Source organism: Caulobacter sp. 602-1, from assembly GCF_003931565.1.
Taxonomy (GTDB): Bacteria; Pseudomonadota; Alphaproteobacteria; order Caulobacterales; family Caulobacteraceae; genus Caulobacter.
Genome location: NZ_RRYI01000010.1, coordinates 15,027 through 35,474 on the forward strand (window position 1 = coordinate 15,027; position 20,448 = coordinate 35,474).

The window sequence follows — 20,448 nt, forward strand, 5'->3', positions numbered from 1 at the left end:
CGCGGCCGTCCGTGCTAAAGGTCTTGCCGAGGCGCGCAGTCCCGCCATTCGGACCTGCCCCTTGCGGATGGTCCCAAGGCCCCGAAGCCGGGGCGCCCTGACACGCTTCTCCAGACATCAAGATCACGTCGACCGCCGTGGATCGGGCTCGACCCGGTTTCCGCGCGCACGGCCGCCTCCCCCACAGCCCTCAAAGGAAAACGCTCTTGTCCAAAGGCAATCGTGAAGTTCGCAAGCCCAAGACCGCCAAGCCCAAGGTGATCGCCGCCGCCCCGGCGACTCTCTCCCTGACCCTGGCCCCGCGTAAGAAATAGCGGCCAGCTTGCGGGACGACCGAGCGCCGCGGATCGGCGCGCTCGACGAAAGGCCACGCCGTGAAGACCTACCCCGGGACTCGTCCCTCTGGCGCTGAGGGTTTGGAGGATCTCCGCTCGACCCGCGACCAGCCCTCGCGCGCCCTTCCCTTCGATCGCGACGCCCCGCGAGGCGCCAGGTCTTGATCCAAGCCCCTCGCCGCGCGCCGCCGACAATCGCCTACCTGATCCTGGTCCATCGCTATCCCGAACAGTTCAAGCGGCTGTTCAAGGCGATCCACGATCCGGCCAACCACTACCTCGTCCATGTCGACAAGAACGCCGGCCCGGAGCTGGAGAACGACCTGCGCGCGTTCCTCGCCCCCTATCCCAACGCCGGCGTTCTGGAGAGCAGGCGCGCCCTGTGGGGCGGCTACAGCCTGGTCGACGCCGAGCTTCGGGGCATGGCCCGACTACTCGAGATGGACGCCCGGTGGGACTACTTCATCAATCTGAGCGGTCAGGATTTCCCCCTGGCGACACAGAGCCGTATCCGGGCTTTTCTCGACGCCAACCGGGGCCGGGAATTCATCCGGGTCCTCGACCAGGCCAGCATTCGCCCCGAAACCATGGGCCGCGTTCTCCGGCACGTGGTCGAACAGGGCGGCCGCATCATCGACAGCCTGGTCACGCGGCTCTTCCTGAACGACGCCACACCCTATATCGGCAACCAGTGGAAGATCGTCAGCCGGGCGTTCTGCGCGTTCGTCTGCGACGACCCGTCGGTCGATCGCTACAAGGCCTTCTATCGTAACACCTTCATCGCGGATGAGGGCTTCTTCCAGACCGTGATGATGAACACCGCCATGCATGGCGAGATCGTCAATGACGACCTGCGGATGATCGACTGGGTCCCCGACGGAGACATCAAGCTGCGCCCCCGCACATTCACCAAGGCCGACGCGGACAGGCTGACGTCGAGCTCGGACCTCTTCGCGCGCAAGTTCGACGCCGAGGTCGATGGCGAGATCCTCGACATCCTGGAGGCCCATTTGCGGACCCAGCGCGTCGTCAGCGAACCCTCGCCGGCGGTCGGCGCCGATCCGCTTGCGATGTTGGTGGCCTGACCGCCCAAGCCATCAAGGGTGTTCACTCGGAGTCGCGATATTCCAGCTTCGCGGGTGCGGGAACGCCTGTGGCTCGGCGACGTCCTCAGGGCTCCAGGCCCAGGGCCGCGGCGTCGGGGCGGCGCGTGTCGACGCCGCCATGGAGCAAGCCATCGCCAACCAGGATCGATTGCGCGCTGCCCATGGTCAGCCCCTCTGTGACCCGATGGCCTCGGGCTTCGAGCAGACGGGCGATGTCTCTCGGAAACCCGGGCTCCAGTTCAAGGCCGCCCTTGTCGTCCTGGTAGAGGCGCGGCCGTTCGGTCGCCTCGGCGATGTTCAAGTCATGATCGATGACGTTGACCAGCACCTGAGCGACCGTCGGCATGATCCGGGTTCCGCCCGGACTGCCCGACAGCAGCCAGGGCTTTCCGTCCTTGAAGGCGATGACCGGACTGATCGTGGAAATGACGCGCTTTCCTGGCGCGGGCGCGTTCGCGGGCTCGGCCGCGGCCTGGGCCGCGTCCCAGGCGAAGTTCGCCACGGCGTCGTTGAGGAAGAAGCCGGTGCCTGGGGCCATCACGTGCGCCCCGAAGTCCGAGCCCAGGGTAAAGGTGTTGCTGACGGCGTTGCCATAGCGGTCGACGACCGAATAATGGGTGGTGTCGCGGCTGGCGAAGCCGACCGGATCGCCGGGCTTGAGACTGACCGAAGGCAGGCTTGCGTCCATCCTGATGGTTGCGGCGCGGTCCCTGGCGTAGGCCTTGGACAAAAGCCCCTGGGTCGGGACGACATAGTCCGGATATCCCCCCATGTAGCGGGCGCGGTCGGCGAACATCAGCTTGCTGGTCTCGGCCAGGACGTGGAGGCTGTCGGAGGAGTTCTGACCCAGGTCCTTCATCGGGAAGGTCTCGATCAGATTCAGCAGCTCGCCGAGCAGAACGCCCGCGGACGGCGGCGGCATCAGGGCGATCTTGACGCCGCGATAGGTGGTCCAGAGCGGCTCCTGGACCTTGATCTGGTAGTCCGCCAGGTCCTGGGCCGTCAGGACCCCGCCATTGGCCGCCGAGGCGGACACGATGCGGCGCCCGACCTCGCCGTGGTAGAAGGCGTCCGCGCCCTTGTCGCGCAGTTGCGCCAGCGACCAGGCTAGGTCCTTCTGCACCAGGCGCTCGCCGCGCGCGTAGGGCTGGCCCTGGCGATAGACGGTGCTCGCGGCCACCGGGTCGCGAACCAGTTCCGGCGCCTTGACCCTGAACGCATAGGCCATGTCGTCGGAGACGAAGACGCCCCGACGGGCCAGGTCCACGGCGGGCTGGACCACCGCCCGCCAGGACAGCTTGCCGTACTTGCGCTGGGCGAAATAGAAGCCGGCGGGGGTGCCGGGCACGGCGACGCCGCGATAGGAATAGCGCTTGGCCGGATCGAGCTTGCCGTTGGCGCCGGTCAGCAGGGTCGGCGTGATCCCCCGCGGGGCCGCGCCGTAATATTCGATCGCCAGGGTCTGCTTGGTCTCGGCCAGATAGACGAGCATGAAGCCGCCACCGCCAATATTGCCCGCGCGCGGCAGCGTGACCGCCAGGGCCAGACCCGTGGCGACAGCGGCGTCCACGGCGTTGCCGCCCTTGGCCAGGATGGCGCGACCGACATCGGAAGCGATGGCGTTCTGGCTGACCACCATCCCCTCGGCGGCGACGACGGGATGGTGGATCGCATCATACTCGATGATGTAGCTGGCGGCGTTGGCCGCCGGAGCGGCGGCGGTCCCCTGGGCCAGAGCGGCGGAGCTCACCCCCATCGCGATCAAGCCCAACAGGGCCGGCTTGATCGCGCGCATCAGACGTTTGAACACAAGAGCCTCATGACCGAATGGAGGTGAATCCGCGACCGTCGCCGCGCCGGATCAGAAGGACTTGGTCATTTCCAGGTACCAGAACCGTCCCCGGGCGCTGTAAAGGCTGGTGAAGTAGCCGAACAGCTGGTTGGCCAGCGGCGGGTCCTTGTCGGCGATGTTGTTGACGCCCACGCGGATCGAGCCGCCCGCCAGCGCCCCATCGTCGAAACTCTTGCGCACCGCGGTGTTGAACGTCGTCCAGGACGAAACCGGGAAGTTCAGCGCCGAGGTGTCATAGATGCCGTCGATATAGGTTCCGCTCCCGGTGACCTGCCAGCCGTCCTTGGCCCAGACCAGGCTCGCCGTCGCCCGAGACCGCGGGTTGCCGTTGAGGCCGATCTGCGAACCGCCCGACGTGGTCGAGAGGCCGGCGGCCAGCAGCGCCGCGGCGCTTTCCGACGGCGACTGGTAGAAGCGGCCGAAGATCGAGACGTCCGCGTTGAGACGGAAGTCGCCGTAGCGGTCGGTGGGGATGCGATAGGCCACGCCGATGTCGGTCGCCTCGACCTCGCGCGAATTCAGATTCTCGAAGATCGCCCGCACGCCCGTGACCTTGCCGGAAGCGTCGCGTGTGACCAGCGGATTGCCCTCCCCGCCTCCGAGGCGACGGATGGCGTCGAGATAGATCTGGTCCTGGGTCGAGAACACGCCCACCAGGCCCGTCTGCTTGATCCGCCACCAGTCGAGCGTCACGGTCAGGTTCCGCACCGGCGTGAGCACCACGCCGGCGCTGGTCGACTTGCTGTTCTCGGCCTTCAGCCGGTCATTGCCCGAACGGGTCTCGCTGACGTCGTACCGATAGGCCGCGCAGTTGCTGCGATTGATGGCCGCCACCGTCTTCGCCCCTTGGGCCAGGCCGCAGGCATAGATGTCCAGCTGGTTCTGCTGCACGCGGTTGGCGGCTGCGGCGTTGATCTGCTCGAGGTTCGGCGCGCGGAACGCCTCGGAGTAGGACGCGCGGAACTTCAGCCAGTCGGTCACGCCCCAGCTGGCCGCGACCTTGGGCTTGAGAACCTCGTCCTTGGTGTCGGAATAGCGCTCGTAGCGGGCCGCCAGTTGGACGTCGAAGCTCTGGACCAGGGGGACGCCGTCCGACGGACGGATGATCGCGCTCTGCAGCTCGGCATAGGCCGAATAGACGTTGCGCTTGCCGTGGGTGTCGAGGGTCTGGCTGTTGCCCATGACGTCACTGGTGCGCGCGCCCGTCGCCGTCACATAGCTGATCGTGCCGTTGATGCGGGGATCGCGGTAGTCGTCGTAGGTCTCGCGGCGCGCTTCGACGCCCGAGGCCAGACCGATGTCGCGGCCGGCGATGGTGAGCACCGACGGGTTCGACAGGCCCGCGCTCCACATCGCCAGCGAGGTGCGGCTGTCGCGCGTGACGTCGATACGCAGGCGATCGAGCACGGCGGCCGAATTCAAGGTGGAGTCGCCCACCCGCAGATTGGCCGGATCGCCGCCATTGAACGGATTGTAGGCCGTCGCGGGATCGCTGCTGCTCAGCGCCGCCTGCAGGGCGGTGTTGCTGACCCGGTTGTGCTCGGTGTCGACGGTCTTGGCGCGCGAATAGACCGCCGAGGTGTCCCAGCGCCAGTCGCCGATCCGGCCGCGCAAGCCGGCGACGGCGCGGATCTGCGTGTTGTCGACGTCGAAGTTGCGCATGCCGACGTCGAGGACGTCGTAGCCGACGATGGTCACGTCCTGGGCCGGACCGGTGTAGCTGGCCAGACGCCCCGGCCCGCTGCCGAAGGGGTTGTAAGGGTTGTTGCGCGACACGACCAAGGGCGCGTCGGTCAGGGTGGTGGACCCGCCGCGACCGGCCCAGGCGCTGGCCTTGTAGTAGAGCAGATCGCCAAAGGCCGACACGCCGCCCGCGAAGTCGTGGTCCACCGTCGCCATCACGCTGCCGCGCGTCGTGCGCGGAACCATGGTGCGCAGCGGCCCTTCGTCGGAGCGCAGGCTCGAAGGCAGGGTCGAGGAGCCGCCGTTGACGCAGACGTCCGGCGTGGCGGTCTGGGCGCGCGATCCGGTGAAGGAGCAAGGCTGCATGAAGAAGGTCGTGAAGCTGGCGCCCAGCCCGGTCACCGGCGTCGACACCCGGCCCGTGAGCCACGGCGACTGCGAAACGGTGCGGTTGAACAGCGAGGCGTAGGTCGACGACACCCGGCCGCTCAGGTCGTCGGTCGCGGCGTAGTCGCGATCGGACCCCGGCATGTCGGTGTTGTGGTAGATTTCACCGAACAGGGCCACGTGCGTGGCGCCGCCATTGAAGGCCGCGCCCCATTTCATGTTGACGTCGTTTTCGCGCAGGCTGCCGCTCTCGACGCCGCCGAGACGCGCGGAGACCTCCGCGCCCGTGAAGCGCCGGTCGATGACGAAGTTCAGGACGCCGGCGGTGGCGTCCGAGCCATAGAGGGCGCTGGCGCCATCGCGCAGGACCTCGACGCGACGAAGCGCCGAGGTGGGAATGGCGTTCAGATTGACGATCTGGACCGGAACCGTGCCGCCTTCCTGCTGAGAGGTCGGGTGTGGCGTCATCCGGCGTCCGTCGAGCAGCACCAGGGTGTTGCCCGAGCCCAAACCGCGCAGGTTGGCCGAGGAGACATCGCCACGGGCGTTGTTTGGCCCCTGGACGCCGCTGTTGAAGGCCTGGGCGCCGCCCTGCGGCAGGGTGGCGATCAGTTCCCCGGCGCTGACCACGCCCTGGGCGCGCAGCTGGTCGGCGTCTAGGACCGACACGGGCAGATTGCCGGTCACCTTGGCCCCGGCGATGCGGCTGCCGATCACCACCACCTCATTGACGAGGGCGGGCTCCTCGGCCGGCGGCGCGAGCGTGGGGCTGGGGGCGACGGGCGGGCCCTGGACGGCGATCGGCTGGCGAAGCGCCGCGGCGGTCAAGGTCGCGCCGGCCTTCTGGACGACGAAGGTCCGCGGACCGGTGATCTGGTAGGAAAGGCCAGAGCCGGCCAGCAGGCGGCGAAGGCCGTCGTCCGGCTTCAGGGCGCCCTGAAGGCCGTTCGCCCGCCGACCGCTCACGAGGTCAGGGTTGAAGATGACCTCGCGACCGCTCTGGATGGCGAACTGACGCAAGGACGCGTCGAGGCTGGCCGGGGCGATGTTGAACTCCAGCGTCCCAGGCGCTTGGGCCCAGGCCGGACCGGCGCAGAGCGCCGCGGCCGCGGAACCGACCATGGCCCAGGTCTTCAGAGTGAATGCGTGCATGACAGCCCCCGACGGCGAAAATGAGGGGCCCCTCGCCCCCACGCCGTAGACGCCCGTTGGCTCGAACACCTCACCGCGTCTGTCACATTTTTTTCGTGGAAGCGTCCTCGCCCGCGACGATCACCTGCTCGCCGCCCTCCATGGATCGCACCTGGACGCCATAGAGGCTGGTCAGGGCGTTCAGGAAGCCACTGGCGCCGTCGGTGAAGAAGACCCCGCTGACCTTCAGTCCGTTCAGCGAGGGATCGCCGACGCGGATCGGGTTGGGGCTGTAGCGGTTCATCTCCGCCACGGCTTCGGCCAGCGGCGCGCCGGAGAATTGCACGCGCCCATAGCGCCAGTCCCCCAGCGTCGCGACATCCAGGCGGCGGACCTGCACCTCGCCGTTTGGATGGGCCACCAGCAGCTCGCCTGCGCCGATTTCGGTCGGCGTCTTTCTGGCGGAGGCGACGGCCACCCTGCCCTCGCTGACCGCGACACGGACCGCGCGGTCGACCAGACGGACATCGAACGACGTGCCAATGTCGGTGATCGTCCGGCCGGCGACCTCGACCTTGAAGGGCCGTTTGTCGCTGGCGACGTCGAACCAGGCCTCGCCCTTGAGGAGACGCACGGTGCGTCGCCGCCCCGTGATCCGCACGTCGATGGCGCTGTCGCCGTTGAGATCAACCCTGGAGCCGTCGGCCAGTCTCAAGGTCGAGCGCGCGCCGTGAGCGTTTTCGTGCCGCTCCATCCTTCCCCAGCCCGGCAGCCAGGTCGTCGCCGCGACCGCTACGCCCAGCATCAGCGCGCCGACCAGGCACGCGGCGATGGCGAAGCGCGGAACAGAGCGCTCCGGCGGCATCGACAGCGCCCGCTCGCGCACGGCCAGCAGCTCCGGATCGGCCGCCAGCGAGGCGGCCAGTCCCAGGACCTCCTGGGCGCGATCAAAGGCCACGCGATGGGTCTGACTCTGACCAAGCCAGGCCTCGAGCGCGGCCTGACGCGCGGGAGACCAGCGTGGCGAATGCCTCAGGCTCAGCCACCAGGCCGCGGCCTGCGCCGCGTCTTCCGGCGGCTTGGCCGAGACCATGCGCGGCGCGGTAAAGATGCTCATCGGAACGCCTGCCGGGTGAGGTGCGCGATCGCCTTCATCATGTGCTTCTCGACCGCGCTCACGGAGATGCCCTGCCGTCGGGCGATCTCTGAATAGCTGAGCTCTTCGTAGCGTTGCAGCGCGAAGATGGCCTGGGTGCGCAGAGGAAGCTCCTGGATGGCGACGAGCACGCGTCTAAGGTCCTCGCGACCGACCGCCACCACTTCCGGCGACAGCGTATCGACGGGGTGATGATGGTCCGCCAGCGTGGCGTGACGGCTGCGCTGCCGGGACATGTCCTTTCGGCCGGAGTCGCGCCAGACGTTGGCGGCGGTCATGAACAGGTAGTTTTCCTCGGCCCGGACATCCTCGAGCCCGCCCCGGGCGATGAGCCGAACGAAGACCTCCTGCACCAAATCCTCGATATCGTCGGGGCGGCGCGTGCGGCTGCCGAAGAACCGGCGGAGCGGGATGCGATACCGTCGGTTCAGCGCTTCGATGCGCGCCGAACGGTCCTGGGCGGCAGCCTCACGCCGATCTGCCTCGCCGTCTCCCAAGATCTGTCCCGCCTTCTCCAAACGCCCGGCCTCACCGTCATGGGCGAGCGCTTCGCGCCGTCCCAGGTCGTAGACGCACGCGTATCGGCTTACCTCACCGGCTGAACAAGATTTTTCGAGGCGGGCCCCGGCGCGGGCGGCTTGGCCGCCGATCGATCCGACTTCCGGCCCCTCGGCGAACCTGCCCCCCGCCGAGGGTCAAGGGACCGCGGCGGAGGCCGCCCTCCCAACTCTGCCCTAACCATAGCCAGGCCTGACCGCCGTTCTCCCAATGGGTCGATTCAGAGAGAATTCGAGGAGCGAGGCGTATAGGTCAGGTGACCCTGACGCCTGGCCGGTGTTGCCTTGAACGGTCAGACCGGTTCAGTGGAAAATGAAAGGAATACCGTGCGATTGTCGTCAATGGTCCTGGCAGCTTTGTTGTTGCCCACAGCCGCTTCCGCCCAGGCCGCGCCCGATCCGGCCCGGCTCAAGGCCGACGTCGCCAAGATGGTGAGTTTCGGGACACGGCACACGCTGTCCGCCCCCGATCATCCGACGCGCGGGATTGGCGCGGCGCGGCGCTGGTATGCGGATGAGATGAAGCGGATCGGCGCCCGCTGCGGCGGCTGCCTCCAGGTCTCAACCATCGAGCGCGTGTTCACCAACGACCGTGCGCCCAACGGCGTGAACGTGGTGGACGTCCTGGCCGTCCAACCCGGCCGCGATCCGAACCGGGTGGTGATCGTGCAGGGTCACATCGACAGCCGCGTGACGGATGTCATGAACTTCACCAGCGACGCGCCCGGTGCGAACGACGACGCGTCGGGCGTGGCGCTGGTGCTGGAGGCCGCGCGGCTGTTGTCAGGTAAGCAGTTCGACGCCACGATCATCTATGCGGCGCTGTCGGGCGAGGAACAGGGACTGCTGGGCGGGACCCTGCTGGCCGATACGGCGAAGGAACGCGGCTGGAAGGTCACCGCCGTGCTGAACAACGACATCGTCGGCAACACGATCGGCCAGAACGGCGCGCGCGTGGATGATCGCGTGCGGGTGTTCTCCGAGGGGATCCGGGCCAGCGAGGATGTTTCCGCGCAGCTGGTGCGCCGGGGCAACGGCGGCGAGGACGACGGTCCCAGCCGCGCGCTCGCCAAGGCGATCGACCATGTCGGGGAGAGCATCAAGGGCGGCCTGGACGTGTTCGTGGACCGGCGGCCCGACCGCTTTGGCCGTGGCGGCGACCACGAGCCCTTCCTCAAGCTGGGCTATCCCGCCGTTCGCTTCTCGGTGGGCGTGGAGAACTACAATCAGCAGCACCAGGACCTGCGGACCGCGAACGGAGTCGAATACGGCGACACCGTCGACAAGATGGACTTCCCGTACCTGGCCAAGGTGACGGCGATCAACGTGGCGACCATCGCGCGACTGGCCGCCGCGCCTGCGGCGCCCGAACAGGTGTTGCTGCGAGGCGCCTTGGGCAGCGACACGACCGTGTCCTGGACCGCCGTTCCCGGCGCGGCGGGCTACAGGGTGCACTGGCGCCGCAACGACAAGCAGGACTGGACCGAGCATCGGGACCTGCCGGCCGACGCGACCGAGACCGTGCTCAAGGGCGTGAACGTCGACGACACCTTCTTCGGCGTGTCGTCTCTGTCGTCCGACGGCGTCGACAGCATCGTCACCTTCGGCGGCCGCGCCCCGCGTCGCTGATAGGTCCCTCCAGACAAAACCGAACCCGCGCAGGCCAGCCTGCGCGGGTTCTCTTTTGCCTTGATGGCGCCGCCTAGAACCGGAAGCGCATCCCGGCGCGGTAGGAGCGGCCCAGGAGATCGTAGGGCGCGCTCGTCCCGAAGGAGGTGCCGCTGCTGGGGATCGGCTCCGGATCGCGGTCGAACAGGTTTTCCACCGCCGCGAACAGCGTGATCTTCCGGCCGGCGACCGTGATGTCGTAGTTCTCGGCAAGCTCGAAGTACCAGACCGCGTCCACGTGGTTATAGGCCTCCGGAATGCCGGTGCGGCTGGTTTCGGGCTGGTTGGTGATCCTGCCCTTGCCAAGATAGCGGGTGGTCAGGGTCGTGCGGCTCGGACCGGCGACATAGGTCGTCGTCAGGAGGCCGCGCCACTTGAGGCTCCCGACGGTGCCCAGGGTCGGGGGCGCGACGTCGCCCGGCAGGACGGTCTCGTCCTTCAGCCGCTGCGAGACCAACAGGCGGAAGCCGATCGCGCCGGGCAGCGTCTTGCTGAACCGGTCGAGCGTGGTGCGGTAGCCCACTTCATAGTCCACGCCCTCGACAGCGACGGTCTGGGCGTTGATGCCGCTGGTGTAGATGGTGGCGTTGACCAGGTTGGTCGCGCCCGGCGCCTTGACGATCGAGTCGCAGGCCGCCGGGTTCTGCGGCCGGTTGAAGCCGTAGCACATGTCGATGATCTGCTGGGCGCCGACGGCCGTGATGGCGTCGGCGATATCGATCTTGTACCAGTCCACCGACAGGCTGAGGCCAGGCGCCCAATGGGGCTGGTAGACGCCGCCGCCGGTCCAGGTGTCGGCGATTTCCGGCTTCAGGTTCGGATTGCCGCCGCTCAAGGTGATGTTGGGGACCTGAGGGCTCCCGGCCTGAGTCCGGTCCAGATAGGCGTTCACGAACTGGCTGCTGGGAGCGAACAGATCGTTCAGGTTGGGCGCGCGGATGTCGCGCGAGCGGGTGCCGCGCAGGCGCAGATCGCTATTGATGTCCCAGGTCAGACCCGCCTTCCAGGTGGTGACCTTTCCGCTGGTCGAGTAGTCGGTCCGACGGATCGCGCCGTTGAACTCAAGGCTCTTGGCCACGACGGCGTCCTTGAGCAGCGGGACGAGGATTTCGCCGAAGGCTTCCTTGACGTTGTAGCCGTTGGCGCCGCCCTTGTAGTTGCCGACGTTCCAGAGCGACTGCAGGGAGTAAGAGTCGGCCGTCGAGGAGAAGGTCTCCTTGCGGTACTCGAAGCCCGTGGCGATCGAGACCGGCCCGGCCCAGGTCGAGAAGGGGCTGTACTGGCCGTCGATCGACCAGACGTCCTGGTTGAAGTCGAGATCCTGGCGGGTGCGCAGGCCCTCGGCGGCGCCCGTGACCCAGGCGATCGACGCGGCGCCCAGGGATCCCTCGCCGAACAGGTTCATCGGCACGCAGCCGTTGGTGGGATTGGTCAGAGTCGAGCGGCAGATCGGAGCCCCCGCCGCGACGCCGGACACGCCGCCCGTCGCGGGATTGGCGATGACGTCGATCGCCTGGTTGAACCGTCCAAGGATGATGTTGTTGTCGCGGGTGTACCAGACCTTGCTGTGACCGTGCTGATAGTAGGCCCGCCAGCGGCCGCTCTCGAGGAAGCGGCCCTCCAGCGCCGCCAGAACCCGATCCTGCCGACGATTGTAGCCGGCTTCGCCGATGTGGGAGCCCGGCGTGTTGATCATGTCGTAGAAGAGCCGGTTCATCTGGAACGAGGTGACGCCCGCCTGATCCATGGCCTGTTGCGTCACCACCGGCAGGAACGGGTTGCTTCTGTTGATCGTGATCGCGGTGGAGCCCTGGCGGTTGTAGACCGCCGACCAGTTGACGGTGTCGTTGCCGGCGTAGCTGGCCTCGAAGATGGCGGTGATCTTGTCGGTCAGCTCGTAGCTGCCGCGACCATAGATGCTCCAGTGCTCGTCGTCGGGCAGCAGGGCTCCGCGGATCGGCATGGACTCAACCGTGCCCCCGGCCTGCACCTGGCCCTGCTGGATGGGGCCGAAAGCGAAGGAACCGACGGTGCCGCCGGGACCAAAGGCCATACCCATCAGCGGCCCTGACGCGATCACGCCGCCCGGCGTGCTGTTGTAGCCCGCGTCCGTTCGGACGATCTGTCCAGGCTGGCCGTTCGTCGCCGTCCAGTTGGGATTGTTCATCAATCGAAGCCCCGGCTGGAACCAGTCGCGGGGGTCGTCGTAGAAATCGATCCGATCGCCTTTATAGTAGTTTCCGCTTAGCAGCAGATGGCCGCGGCCGCCCGCGAACTTGCGGCCATAGGCCAGGTCGCCCGAGGCGATCCGGCCGTCGCTGCGATCGGTCTGGCTGAAATTGACGCCGCCCTTGAGGCCGGTGAAGCCGGTGTCGAGGATGAAGTTGACGACGCCGGCGACGGCGTCGGAGCCGTAGGCCGCCGAGGCTCCCCCCGTCACGACATCAACGCGCTGCACCAGGTTCTGCGGCAGCAGATTGACGTCCACGGCCGGAGACATGCCCGAGCCCACCACGCGGCGGCCGTCCAGCAGCACCAGCGTCCGAGTGACGCCCAAGTCTCGGGCGCTCAATTGGTTCGCGCCGCCGGTGGCGTTGGCGAACAGCGTCGTCGTGCGTGGCGTATTGCCCGTGCCCATCGAGGGCAGTTGGGTGATGTAGTCGGCGATGTTGGTCGGGTTGCGCTCCTGGATGTCGGCCGCCGACAGAACGGTTGTCGGCGTTGGAGCCTCGTTGCCGTTGCGCACGATGCGCGAGCCGGTAACGACCACCTCTTCGACCTGACTCTCTTCCGGCGACGGGCTCGCGGCCTGCCCGGCCGCGGCGGCCGGGTTGGCGGCGAGACTTAAGGCCGATCCCGCCGCGAGGGCCACGCCGGCGAAAAGGCGCCACCGGAAACTCTTCAGCACACCGACTTGAGACATGAACCCGCCGCTCCCGTATAAGATCTACAATCTCCACGCTGGTACGCCACAAATTCGCCATCAATGGCTCGGGAAGCGAGTCGCCCATTGACGGTGTTCACCGCCTACAGAGTGAACATTTCGGACGGATAATGCCGATCGCGTGCGCGCGGCGCGCCTGGCCAAGGCCAGGACTGGACCTTGAGGACTCGCGGAAATCAGACGCGGACCGGCGGAGGTGGCCGGCGCCTTGCCTGCGCCGCTCCCAGGTCGAGATCGAGCGATCGCCGAGACCGCCGAGACCAAGCTTACGCGATCGGTAGCCCTGGCGTCGCCCACCAGCGGCAGGACACGCCATCCAGCGAACCCAGCTTCGACACCCGGGAAAGCTCCGATCGCATCGGCCGGCTAAGCCGCCGCGGCCGCCTCGCCAGGGATCAGAGCCGTGACCACAAGGCGGCTCAACATGCGGCCCTCCAGCGGGATGATCGCGTCGACAAAGGCCTCGGCGTTCAACGCCATCACCGGCGGCGCCTGCAGCACATCGGCGTCGACCATGAACGTTTCCTGCACCGCGTCCACCAGCAGCCCCACCAGTCGGCTCGCCGACTGGACGACGACGATGACGTTGCGAGACGACGGCTCGGTGCGCCCGAGACCCAAACGGCTCCGCAAGTCAAAGACGGGCATGACCGCCCCGCGCAGATTGATGACGCCGAGAATATAGTCTGGGGTGTTGGGCATAGGCGTCGCGGGCGTCCAGCCTCGGATCTCCCGCACGACGGAGATGTCGATACAGAACGCCTGACCGCTGATCTCGAAGGAGATCAGCTCCAGCCGGCCGTTGGCCAACACGTCCTGCATCAAAACTCCTCCCAGCTGTCGACCTTCAAGGCCGTGGCGCCGATCGCGCCGGGCCGGCTTTGAGCGAAAGCCTTGGGCCTCTGCTGGGCGGCGTGGACGGGCGCCGCCCGCTCCGGCGACGCTATCGCGGCATGGGCGCCGCCATACTGGAACTTGCCGATCAGGTCCCCAAGCACCAGCGTCTCTTCGCGCAGGGAGTGGGCCGCCGCGGTGGCCTCTTCGACCATGGCCGCGTTCTGCTGGGTGACCTGATCCATCTGATTGACCGCGGCGTTGACCTCGTTGAGGCCGACGGCCTGCTCTTGGGACGAGGTGGCGATCTCCGAGATCAAGGCGTCGATCTGGGCGACCTTTTCGACGATCTGCGACAGGGCCTGGCCGGTGTCGCCGACCAGTTTCACGCCGCGCCCCACCTGCGAGGTGCTGCTCGCGATCAAGGTCTTGATCTGCTTGGCCGCATCGGCGCTGCGTTGGGCCAGCGCCCGCACCTCCTGGGCGACGACCGCGAACCCTCGACCGGCCTCCCCGGCGCGCGCCGCCTCGACCCCGGCATTGAGCGCCAGAAGATTGGTCTGGAAGGCGATCTCGTCGATCACCCCGATGATCTGCGTGATCTGGCTCGAGCTCTGTTCGATCTCGCCCATGGCCTGGACGGCCTCGCGCATGACCGCGCCGGACTTCTCGGCGTCGCCGCGCGTGCTCGACGCGGCCGTAGAAGCCTGCTTGGCGTTCTCCGCTGCGCGCTTGACCGTGGCGGTGATCTCGTCGAGCGCGGCTGCTGTTTCCTCAAGGCTGGCGGCCTGCTGCTCGGTGCGCCTGGAAAGGTCGTCGGACGAGCTGCGAATTTCCTCGGTGCCGGCCTTGATGGTCTCGGCGGTGCGGCCGACCTGCTGCATGGTCCCCTGAAGGGTCTGCAGCGCCCGATTGAAGTCCAGGCGCAGTTGATCCAGCTCGGGAATGAATGTCTTGTCGATCCTCTGCTGCAGGTCGCCGTGCGCCAGCGCCGTCAGGGCCTCGCCGATCTCGTTCACCGCCTCGACGCGCTTGGTGACGTCGGTGGCGAACTTGACGATCTTCACCACATTGCCCTTGTCGTCGAGGATCGGGTTGTAAGACCCTTGAATGGTGACGCTTGCGCCACCCTTGCCGACCCGCTTGAACTCCGCGGCGTTGTACTCGCCGCGCTTCAAGCTGTTCCAGAAGTTCACGTAGTCGGGGCTGTCGCGATAGGCCGGCTCCACGAACATGCTGTGCTTGCGCCCGATAACCTCGGCGGCGGTATAGCCCATGGTCTTGAGGAAGTTTTCGTTCGCGTCGATGATCGTGCCATCGAGTTCGAACGCGATCATCGCCTGAGAGCGGCTGATCGCGGCGATCTGGGCGGTGTAGTCGACGTTCAGCAAACGCTCCTTGGCGTCAGCCCATTCGACCACGTACCCCGAGATCTTGTCGCCCGCGCGCAACGGGGTGACCAGAAGATCGAACGCCAGCTTGCCGACACGAATGGTCGCCGCGTGCGGCTTGGTCAGCTTGGCCAGCATCCCCCGCTGATGCGAGGGGTTCTTGTGGAATATATCAATGTTGGCGCCGACCAGCTTGGCGACGCTGAAGTTTGGCAGCTCCTTACGGATATCGGCCTCGTTTTCGGACAAAAGCCCGGTCAGCGCCGTGTTCAGATAGGTGATGTTGAGCTTGGCGTCCGCGACCATGACATTGGCGCGCAGAGCTTCCAGGATCTGAGCCCCTTCGAGAGCCTTTCCCGTCCGGGCGAGCGATTTCAGCATTGTTCGAGGCCTTCTTGAGATCCCGGAGCGTAGAGGCGACGCTCCTGCAATTAAGGCCAAGCTCACGCGCCCACGTTAATTATAGATTGCGGCGTTCTCCCAGGAGCTCGAAGCGGACAATATGACGCAGCATCAAGGCAAACACTGTTAGCGCACTTCGCAGCGCGGCGGCGCTGAAGTAATCACAAGTGGAGCGATTCATGGGGCGAGCGCGCCAGTTGTAAACATCGCCCACCCAAACCTCAGCGCCGGCCGAACCCCTGCGCGAAAAGTCGCTCGGATCCTGGATCTTTAGGCCCAAGCAGATTGTGACGGCCTCAAACAGCTACGCCGACCACGCGGAGGCCCGCGTCCGCATCGTTCGGGTCTGCGCGGCGCTTACCCAGACCGGTATCAGCCCTTCCGGACCCTATCGGTCGAACTTGGTCGACAGCACTATCGACGAGGTCGTGCGCTCGACGCCCGGCAGATGGCCGATGCTGTCGATGATCTCGTCCATTCGCGCCACCGAGGTCGTGGCCGCCACCGCGATCATGTCGAAGTCGCCGCTCACGGAATGAAGAACCCGCACTTCGCGAATGGCTCTCAGCGCCGCTTCCACGGCTCGGCTTTCCTTGGGCGCGATCTTGATCATCACATGCGCGCGCACGGCGCCATGCTCGTGGTCCGGCGACAGGCGGACGGCGTACCCCATGATGATCCCGTCTCTTTCGAGACGCTCGATGCGGCTCTGAACCGTCGTGCGCGATCGGCCGACCCGCCGGGCTAGGTCGGCGGTCGAGGCGCGGCCATTTTCCCGCAGGGCGGCGAGCAATTTCTGGTCAACGGCGTCGATCGTCATTCTGCCGAAATTCCCCTTCGTTTCGACGGGACATTCCCTGCATTTCGACGATAGCGCCACTATAAATCGTTTATGCGACCGGCATCATGGATCCGCGCTCTTCATCGGAGAATGGAAGACATGAAAGAGGTTGTGGTCGTCGGCGGCGGCAAGATCGGGTCCATGATCGCCGAGATGCTGGCGGGGTGCGGCGACTACGCCGTGACCGTGGCGGACGCCTCGGCCCAGGCGCTGGAGCGGCTGGAGACCAGCGCCCCGGTGAAAAAGGTTGCTGTCGATATCACCGACGAGGTCGCCCTGAATGCGCTGCTGGCCGGCAAGTTCGCGGTCTTGAGCGCTGCGCCCTTCCATCTGACCGTCGCCATCGCCCGAGCCGCGAAGGCGGCCGGCGCCCACTATCTGGATCTCACCGAAGACGTCGCCAGCACCCGTGCGGTCAAGGCCCTGGCCAAGGACGCGAAGAGCGCGTTCATTCCTCAGTGCGGCCTGGCGCCAGGCTTCATCACCATCGCGGCCTTCGATTTGGCGCGACGGTTCGACGAACTTTACGACGTGCGGATGGGTGTCGGCGCCCTGCCGCAATTTCCGTCCAACGCGCTGAACTACAACCTGACCTGGTCGACCGACGGCCTGATCAACGAGTATTGCGAGCCGTGCGAAGCGATCGTCGGCGGCGTGCGTCGCGAGACCCAGCCGCTGGAGGATCGCGAGGAGTTCGCCTTGGACGGCGTCCTCTACGAAGCCTTCAACACCTCCGGGGGTCTTGGCACGCTGTGCGAGACGCTTGAAGGCAAGGTGCGAAACCTGTCGTACCGCACGATCCGCTATCCGGGCCACGCGGCCTTCATGAAGGCGCTGCTGAACGATCTGCGCCTGCGCGATCGGCGCGAGGTGCTCAAGGACATCCTGGAAAACGCCTTGCCCGCCACGCTGCAGGACGTGGTGATCGTGTTCGCCAGCGTCAGCGGTCTGCGCGGCGGTCGCCTGATGCAGGAGACCTACGCCCAGAAGATCTACGGCGCCCCGATCGGCGGCCGGCCCCGGAGCGCGATCCAGATCACGACCGCAGCCGGCATCTGCGCCGTGCTGGACCTTCTGGCCGAAGGCAAGCTGCCGTCGACCGGCTTCGTGCGGCAAGAGGATGTCGCCCTGGCCGATTTCCTGGCCAACCGGTTCGGCCGGCGCTACGCCCCGCCGCAGGTCGAACATATCGCGGCCTGACATGTCAGATCTCGCCACCCATCTGGCCGCCTTGGAGACTCTGGTCGGCCCCACCGGCGTGGTGACCGATCCGGCCGATCGCGCCCGCTACGAGACGCCCGCGCGCTACGCCGCCGGCGTGGCGGCGGCGGTGTTGCGTCCCGCCAGCACCAAGGAGGTCTCGGCCGTGGTCGGCTACTGTGCGCGGCATGGCCTGCCTTTCGTGCCGCAGGGGGCGAACACGGGCCTGGCCGAGGGCTCGACCCCGGACTCCAGCGGCGCGCATCTGGTCTTGTCCCTGGACCGCCTGAACACGCCGCTGGAGATCGACGTCGCCGATCGGACCGCCGAGGTCGGCGCTGGCGTGCGCCTCTCGGCCCTGAACGCCGCGCTCGAGCCTCATGGCCTGTTCCTGCCGATCGACCTTGGCGCCGATCCTACCGTGGGCGGCATGGCGGCCACCAACGCGGGCGGCGCGCGCTTCCTGCGCTATGGCGACATGCGCCGCCACGTCCTTGGGCTGGAGGTCGTGCTTCCCGATCCCGCCGGCACGGTGCTGACGCTTTCATACGGCCTCCGCAAGGACAACGCAGCGATCGCGCTCCGCCAACTCTTCGTCGGCGGCTGCGGGGCGTTTGGCGTGATCACCAAGGCCACGATCGAGGTCCACCATCGCCCGCGGCAGACGGCCGCCGCCCTGCTCATCCCGCGCGACATGGAGGCCGTTCTCTCTCTGCTCTCAGCCTTCGAGGCTGAGGCCGGCCCCCTGCTGACCGCATTCGAGGGCATGTCCAAGGCCGCGATGGAACGCGCCATCGCTCATGTTCCTTCGCTGTCCAACCCCTTCTCCGGCGGAACGCCGGACTACGCCGTCCTGGTCGAGCTGACCCGCTCTTGGGCGCCGCGCGGGGGCGAGGAATCCCTCGACGAAACCCTTCAGCTGATCGCCGGCCGCCTGCTGGAACAGGACGACGGTCCGTTGACGGACGCCCTGTTCGGCTCGGCGGCGAAAATGTGGGCCTTGCGCCACTCTCTATCCGAAGGACTGCGCGCCAGCGGTTCGGTCGTTGGCTTCGATCTCAGCTTCCGGCGGCGGGACCTCGCCCGTTTCCGGGCCGAGGCCACGACGATGCTCGACGCGAACTTCCCCGACTACGTCCTTTGCGACTTCGGCCACGTTGCGGATGGGGGGATCCATTTCAACCTCGTCGGTCCGACCACGCCCGAACGCCGAGCGGCCTTGCGCGAGGCGGTTCTGACGCTCGCCATCGACGGCTTCGGCGCCAGCTTCAGCGGCGAACACGGCCTGGGACGCGCCTTTCAGGACGCCTACGACCGCTTCACGCCCCGCGCCATCCAGGACTATTCCGCCGCCGTGGCCGCCGTCTTCGGACAAGGGTCGGCCAGCGTCCGGCTCGCCCCCACCACGTCTTCGCCTTCAGGATCCCTATGAGCAAACTGCCCTCCGCCATCGCCGACGCGCGCGCCTTGCTGGAACGCCTGGGCGTCAGCCCCGCCATCCTCGACGCGGGCGCGCTGAAGGCCCGCTCGCCGGTCACCGGCGAGACCCTCGCCAACCTCCGTGAACACACCGTCGACGAGGCCGCCGTCACGATCGACGCCGCCCACGAGGCCTTTCTGGCCTGGCGCAAGGTTCCCGCGCCACGCCGGGGCGAACTGGTCCGCCTGTTGGGAGAGGAACTGCGCGCCGCCAAGGCCGACCTCGCCGCGCTGGTCACCCTGGAGGCCGGCAAGGTCACCTCGGAAGGCCTCGGCGAGGTGCAGGAGATGATCGACATCTGCGACTACGCCACCGGCCTGTCGCGCCAGCTGTTCGGTCTGACCCTGGCGACCGAGCGCCCGTCGCACCGAATGATGGAGACCTGGCACCCCCTGGGCGTGGTGGGCGTGATCAGCGCCTTCAACTTCCCCGTCGCCGTCTGGTCCTGGAACGCGGCCCTGGCCTTGGTCTGCGGCGACACCGTGGTCTGGAAGCCATCCGAGAAGACGCCGCTGACCGCCCTGGCCGTGCAGGCCCTGTTCGAGAAGGCCCGCGCCAAGTTTGGGCCGGACGCGCCCGAGGGGCTCTCCACACTGCTGATCGGCGGCCGGGCGCTGGGAGAGGTCCTCGTCGATCATCCCAAGGTTCCGTTGGTCTCGGCCACCGGCTCGACCGCGATGGGCCGTCAGGTCGGGCCGCGCCTCGCCGCCCGCTTCGCCCGCGCCCTGCTCGAACTGGGTGGCAACAACGCCGCGATCATCGCGCCTTCCGCCGACCTGGATCTGGCGGCTCGGGGCGTGGCGTTCGCCGCCATGGGCACGGCCGGCCAGCGCTGCACCACGCTCCGCCGGCTGTTCGTCCATGACAGCGTCTACGACACATTCGTTTCCCGGCTGAAGGCCGCCTACTTAACCGTCCCTGTCGGCGACCCGCGCGCGGCCGGCGTGCTGGTCGGGCCGCTGATCGATAAGACGGCCTTCGACGCCATGCAGTCGGCGCTGGATCAGGCCCGCGCGGCCGGCGGTCGTGTGAGCGGCGGGGCGCGCGTCGGCGCGGCCGGGCCCGACGCCTTCTACGCGGCCCCCGCCCTGGTCGAGATCGATCGCCAGGCCGAGATCGTCAAGCACGAGACCTTCGCCCCGATCCTCTATGTCATGCGCTACGCGGAGCTGAGCGACGCCATCGCCGCCCAGAACGACGTGGCCCAGGGCCTGTCCTCGTCGATCTTCACGCTGAACATTCGCGAGGCCGAGCTGTTCGTATCCGCCGAGGGCAGCGATTGCGGTATCGCCAACGTCAATATCGGCCCCTCGGGCGCCGAGATCGGCGGGGCGTTCGGCGGCGAGAAGGAGACCGGCGGCGGCCGCGAGGCCGGTTCCGACAGCTGGAAAGCCTACATGCGCCGCGCCACCAACACCATCAACTACGGGACCACCCTGCCGCTGGCGCAGGGCGTGACCTTCGACGTCTGAGGACCTGAA

Annotated in this window: 12 protein-coding genes and 1 pseudogene; 5 read left to right on the top strand and 8 right to left on the bottom strand. The window is 67.3% G+C overall.

The features are described 5' to 3' along the window. Positions 1-526 precede the first annotated feature (526 nt). A pseudogene (locus tag EIK80_RS22440) lies at positions 527-1,420 on the top strand (beta-1,6-N-acetylglucosaminyltransferase); the annotation flags it as partial. 85 nt (positions 1,421-1,505) lie between these two features. On the opposite strand, the gene ggt reads toward EIK80_RS22440, so the two are convergent. The 4 genes from ggt to EIK80_RS22460 form a co-directional block, all read right to left on the bottom strand. After that, a complete protein-coding gene (gene ggt / locus EIK80_RS22445; protein WP_125159241.1) occupies positions 1,506-3,251 on the bottom strand; it encodes a gamma-glutamyltransferase in 1,746 nt (581 codons plus the stop codon). Positions 3,252-3,302: 51 nt separating this feature from the next. Beyond that, positions 3,303-6,515 (bottom strand): TonB-dependent receptor, encoded by a 3,213-nt coding sequence (locus tag EIK80_RS22450; RefSeq protein ID WP_125159242.1) that lies wholly within the window; start codon positions 6,513-6,515, stop codon positions 3,303-3,305. A gap of 82 nt (positions 6,516-6,597) precedes the next feature. Continuing rightward, the gene (locus tag EIK80_RS22455) at positions 6,598-7,611 is read right to left on the bottom strand and encodes a FecR domain-containing protein (RefSeq protein WP_125159243.1); all 1,014 of its coding nucleotides are present in this window, start codon (positions 7,609-7,611) and stop codon (positions 6,598-6,600) included. Next, positions 7,608-8,147: an RNA polymerase sigma factor gene (locus EIK80_RS22460; protein ID WP_158624747.1), complete on the bottom strand. Its 540-nt coding sequence runs from the start codon at positions 8,145-8,147 to the stop codon at positions 7,608-7,610. The genes EIK80_RS22455 and EIK80_RS22460 overlap by 4 nt, the downstream gene beginning before the upstream one ends. Before the next feature lie 420 nt (positions 8,148-8,567). Between EIK80_RS22460 and EIK80_RS22465 the strand changes: the two genes are divergently transcribed. After that, on the top strand, positions 8,568-9,836 hold the full coding sequence (locus EIK80_RS22465; protein WP_233586914.1) for a M28 family metallopeptidase: 1,269 nt from the start codon (positions 8,568-8,570) through the stop codon (positions 9,834-9,836). Positions 9,837-9,909: 73 nt separating this feature from the next. Here the strand turns inward: EIK80_RS22465 and EIK80_RS22470 are convergent, their stop codons facing one another. The 4 genes from EIK80_RS22470 to EIK80_RS22485 all read right to left on the bottom strand — a co-directional run bounded on the left by EIK80_RS22470 (position 9,910) and on the right by EIK80_RS22485 (position 16,266). Then, positions 9,910-12,798 carry a TonB-dependent siderophore receptor gene (locus EIK80_RS22470; RefSeq protein WP_125159246.1) on the bottom strand — a complete coding sequence of 963 codons (2,889 nt, stop codon included), beginning with the start codon at positions 12,796-12,798 and terminating at the stop codon, positions 9,910-9,912. Positions 12,799-13,185: 387 nt separating this feature from the next. Continuing rightward, the gene (locus EIK80_RS22475) at positions 13,186-13,641 is read right to left on the bottom strand and encodes a chemotaxis protein CheW (protein ID WP_125159247.1); all 456 of its coding nucleotides are present in this window, start codon (positions 13,639-13,641) and stop codon (positions 13,186-13,188) included. Continuing rightward, a complete protein-coding gene (locus EIK80_RS22480) occupies positions 13,641-15,425 on the bottom strand; it encodes a methyl-accepting chemotaxis protein (protein WP_125159248.1) in 1,785 nt (594 codons plus the stop codon). The genes EIK80_RS22475 and EIK80_RS22480 overlap by 1 nt, the downstream gene beginning before the upstream one ends. Before the next feature lie 409 nt (positions 15,426-15,834). After that, positions 15,835-16,266 carry an Lrp/AsnC family transcriptional regulator gene (locus EIK80_RS22485; protein WP_125159249.1) on the bottom strand — a complete coding sequence of 144 codons (432 nt, stop codon included), beginning with the start codon at positions 16,264-16,266 and terminating at the stop codon, positions 15,835-15,837. Between the two features lie 120 nt (positions 16,267-16,386). Here EIK80_RS22485 and EIK80_RS22490 point away from each other — a divergent pair, with 120 nt between their 5' ends. Genes EIK80_RS22490 through EIK80_RS22500 form a run of 3 tightly spaced genes read left to right on the top strand, consistent with a single transcriptional unit; the run spans position 16,387 to position 20,439 of the window. Then, a complete protein-coding gene (locus tag EIK80_RS22490) occupies positions 16,387-17,487 on the top strand; it encodes a saccharopine dehydrogenase family protein (RefSeq protein WP_125159250.1) in 1,101 nt (366 codons plus the stop codon). A 1-nt stretch (position 17,488) separates the two neighbouring features. After that, complete coding sequence (locus tag EIK80_RS22495; protein WP_125159251.1) at positions 17,489-18,919, top strand: FAD-binding oxidoreductase; 1,431 nt, start codon at positions 17,489-17,491, stop codon at positions 18,917-18,919. Then, positions 18,916-20,439, top strand: coding sequence for an aldehyde dehydrogenase family protein (locus EIK80_RS22500; protein WP_125159252.1), 1,524 nt, complete (start codon positions 18,916-18,918; stop codon positions 20,437-20,439). The genes EIK80_RS22495 and EIK80_RS22500 overlap by 4 nt, the downstream gene beginning before the upstream one ends. The last annotated feature ends 9 nt before the right edge of the window (positions 20,440-20,448 follow it).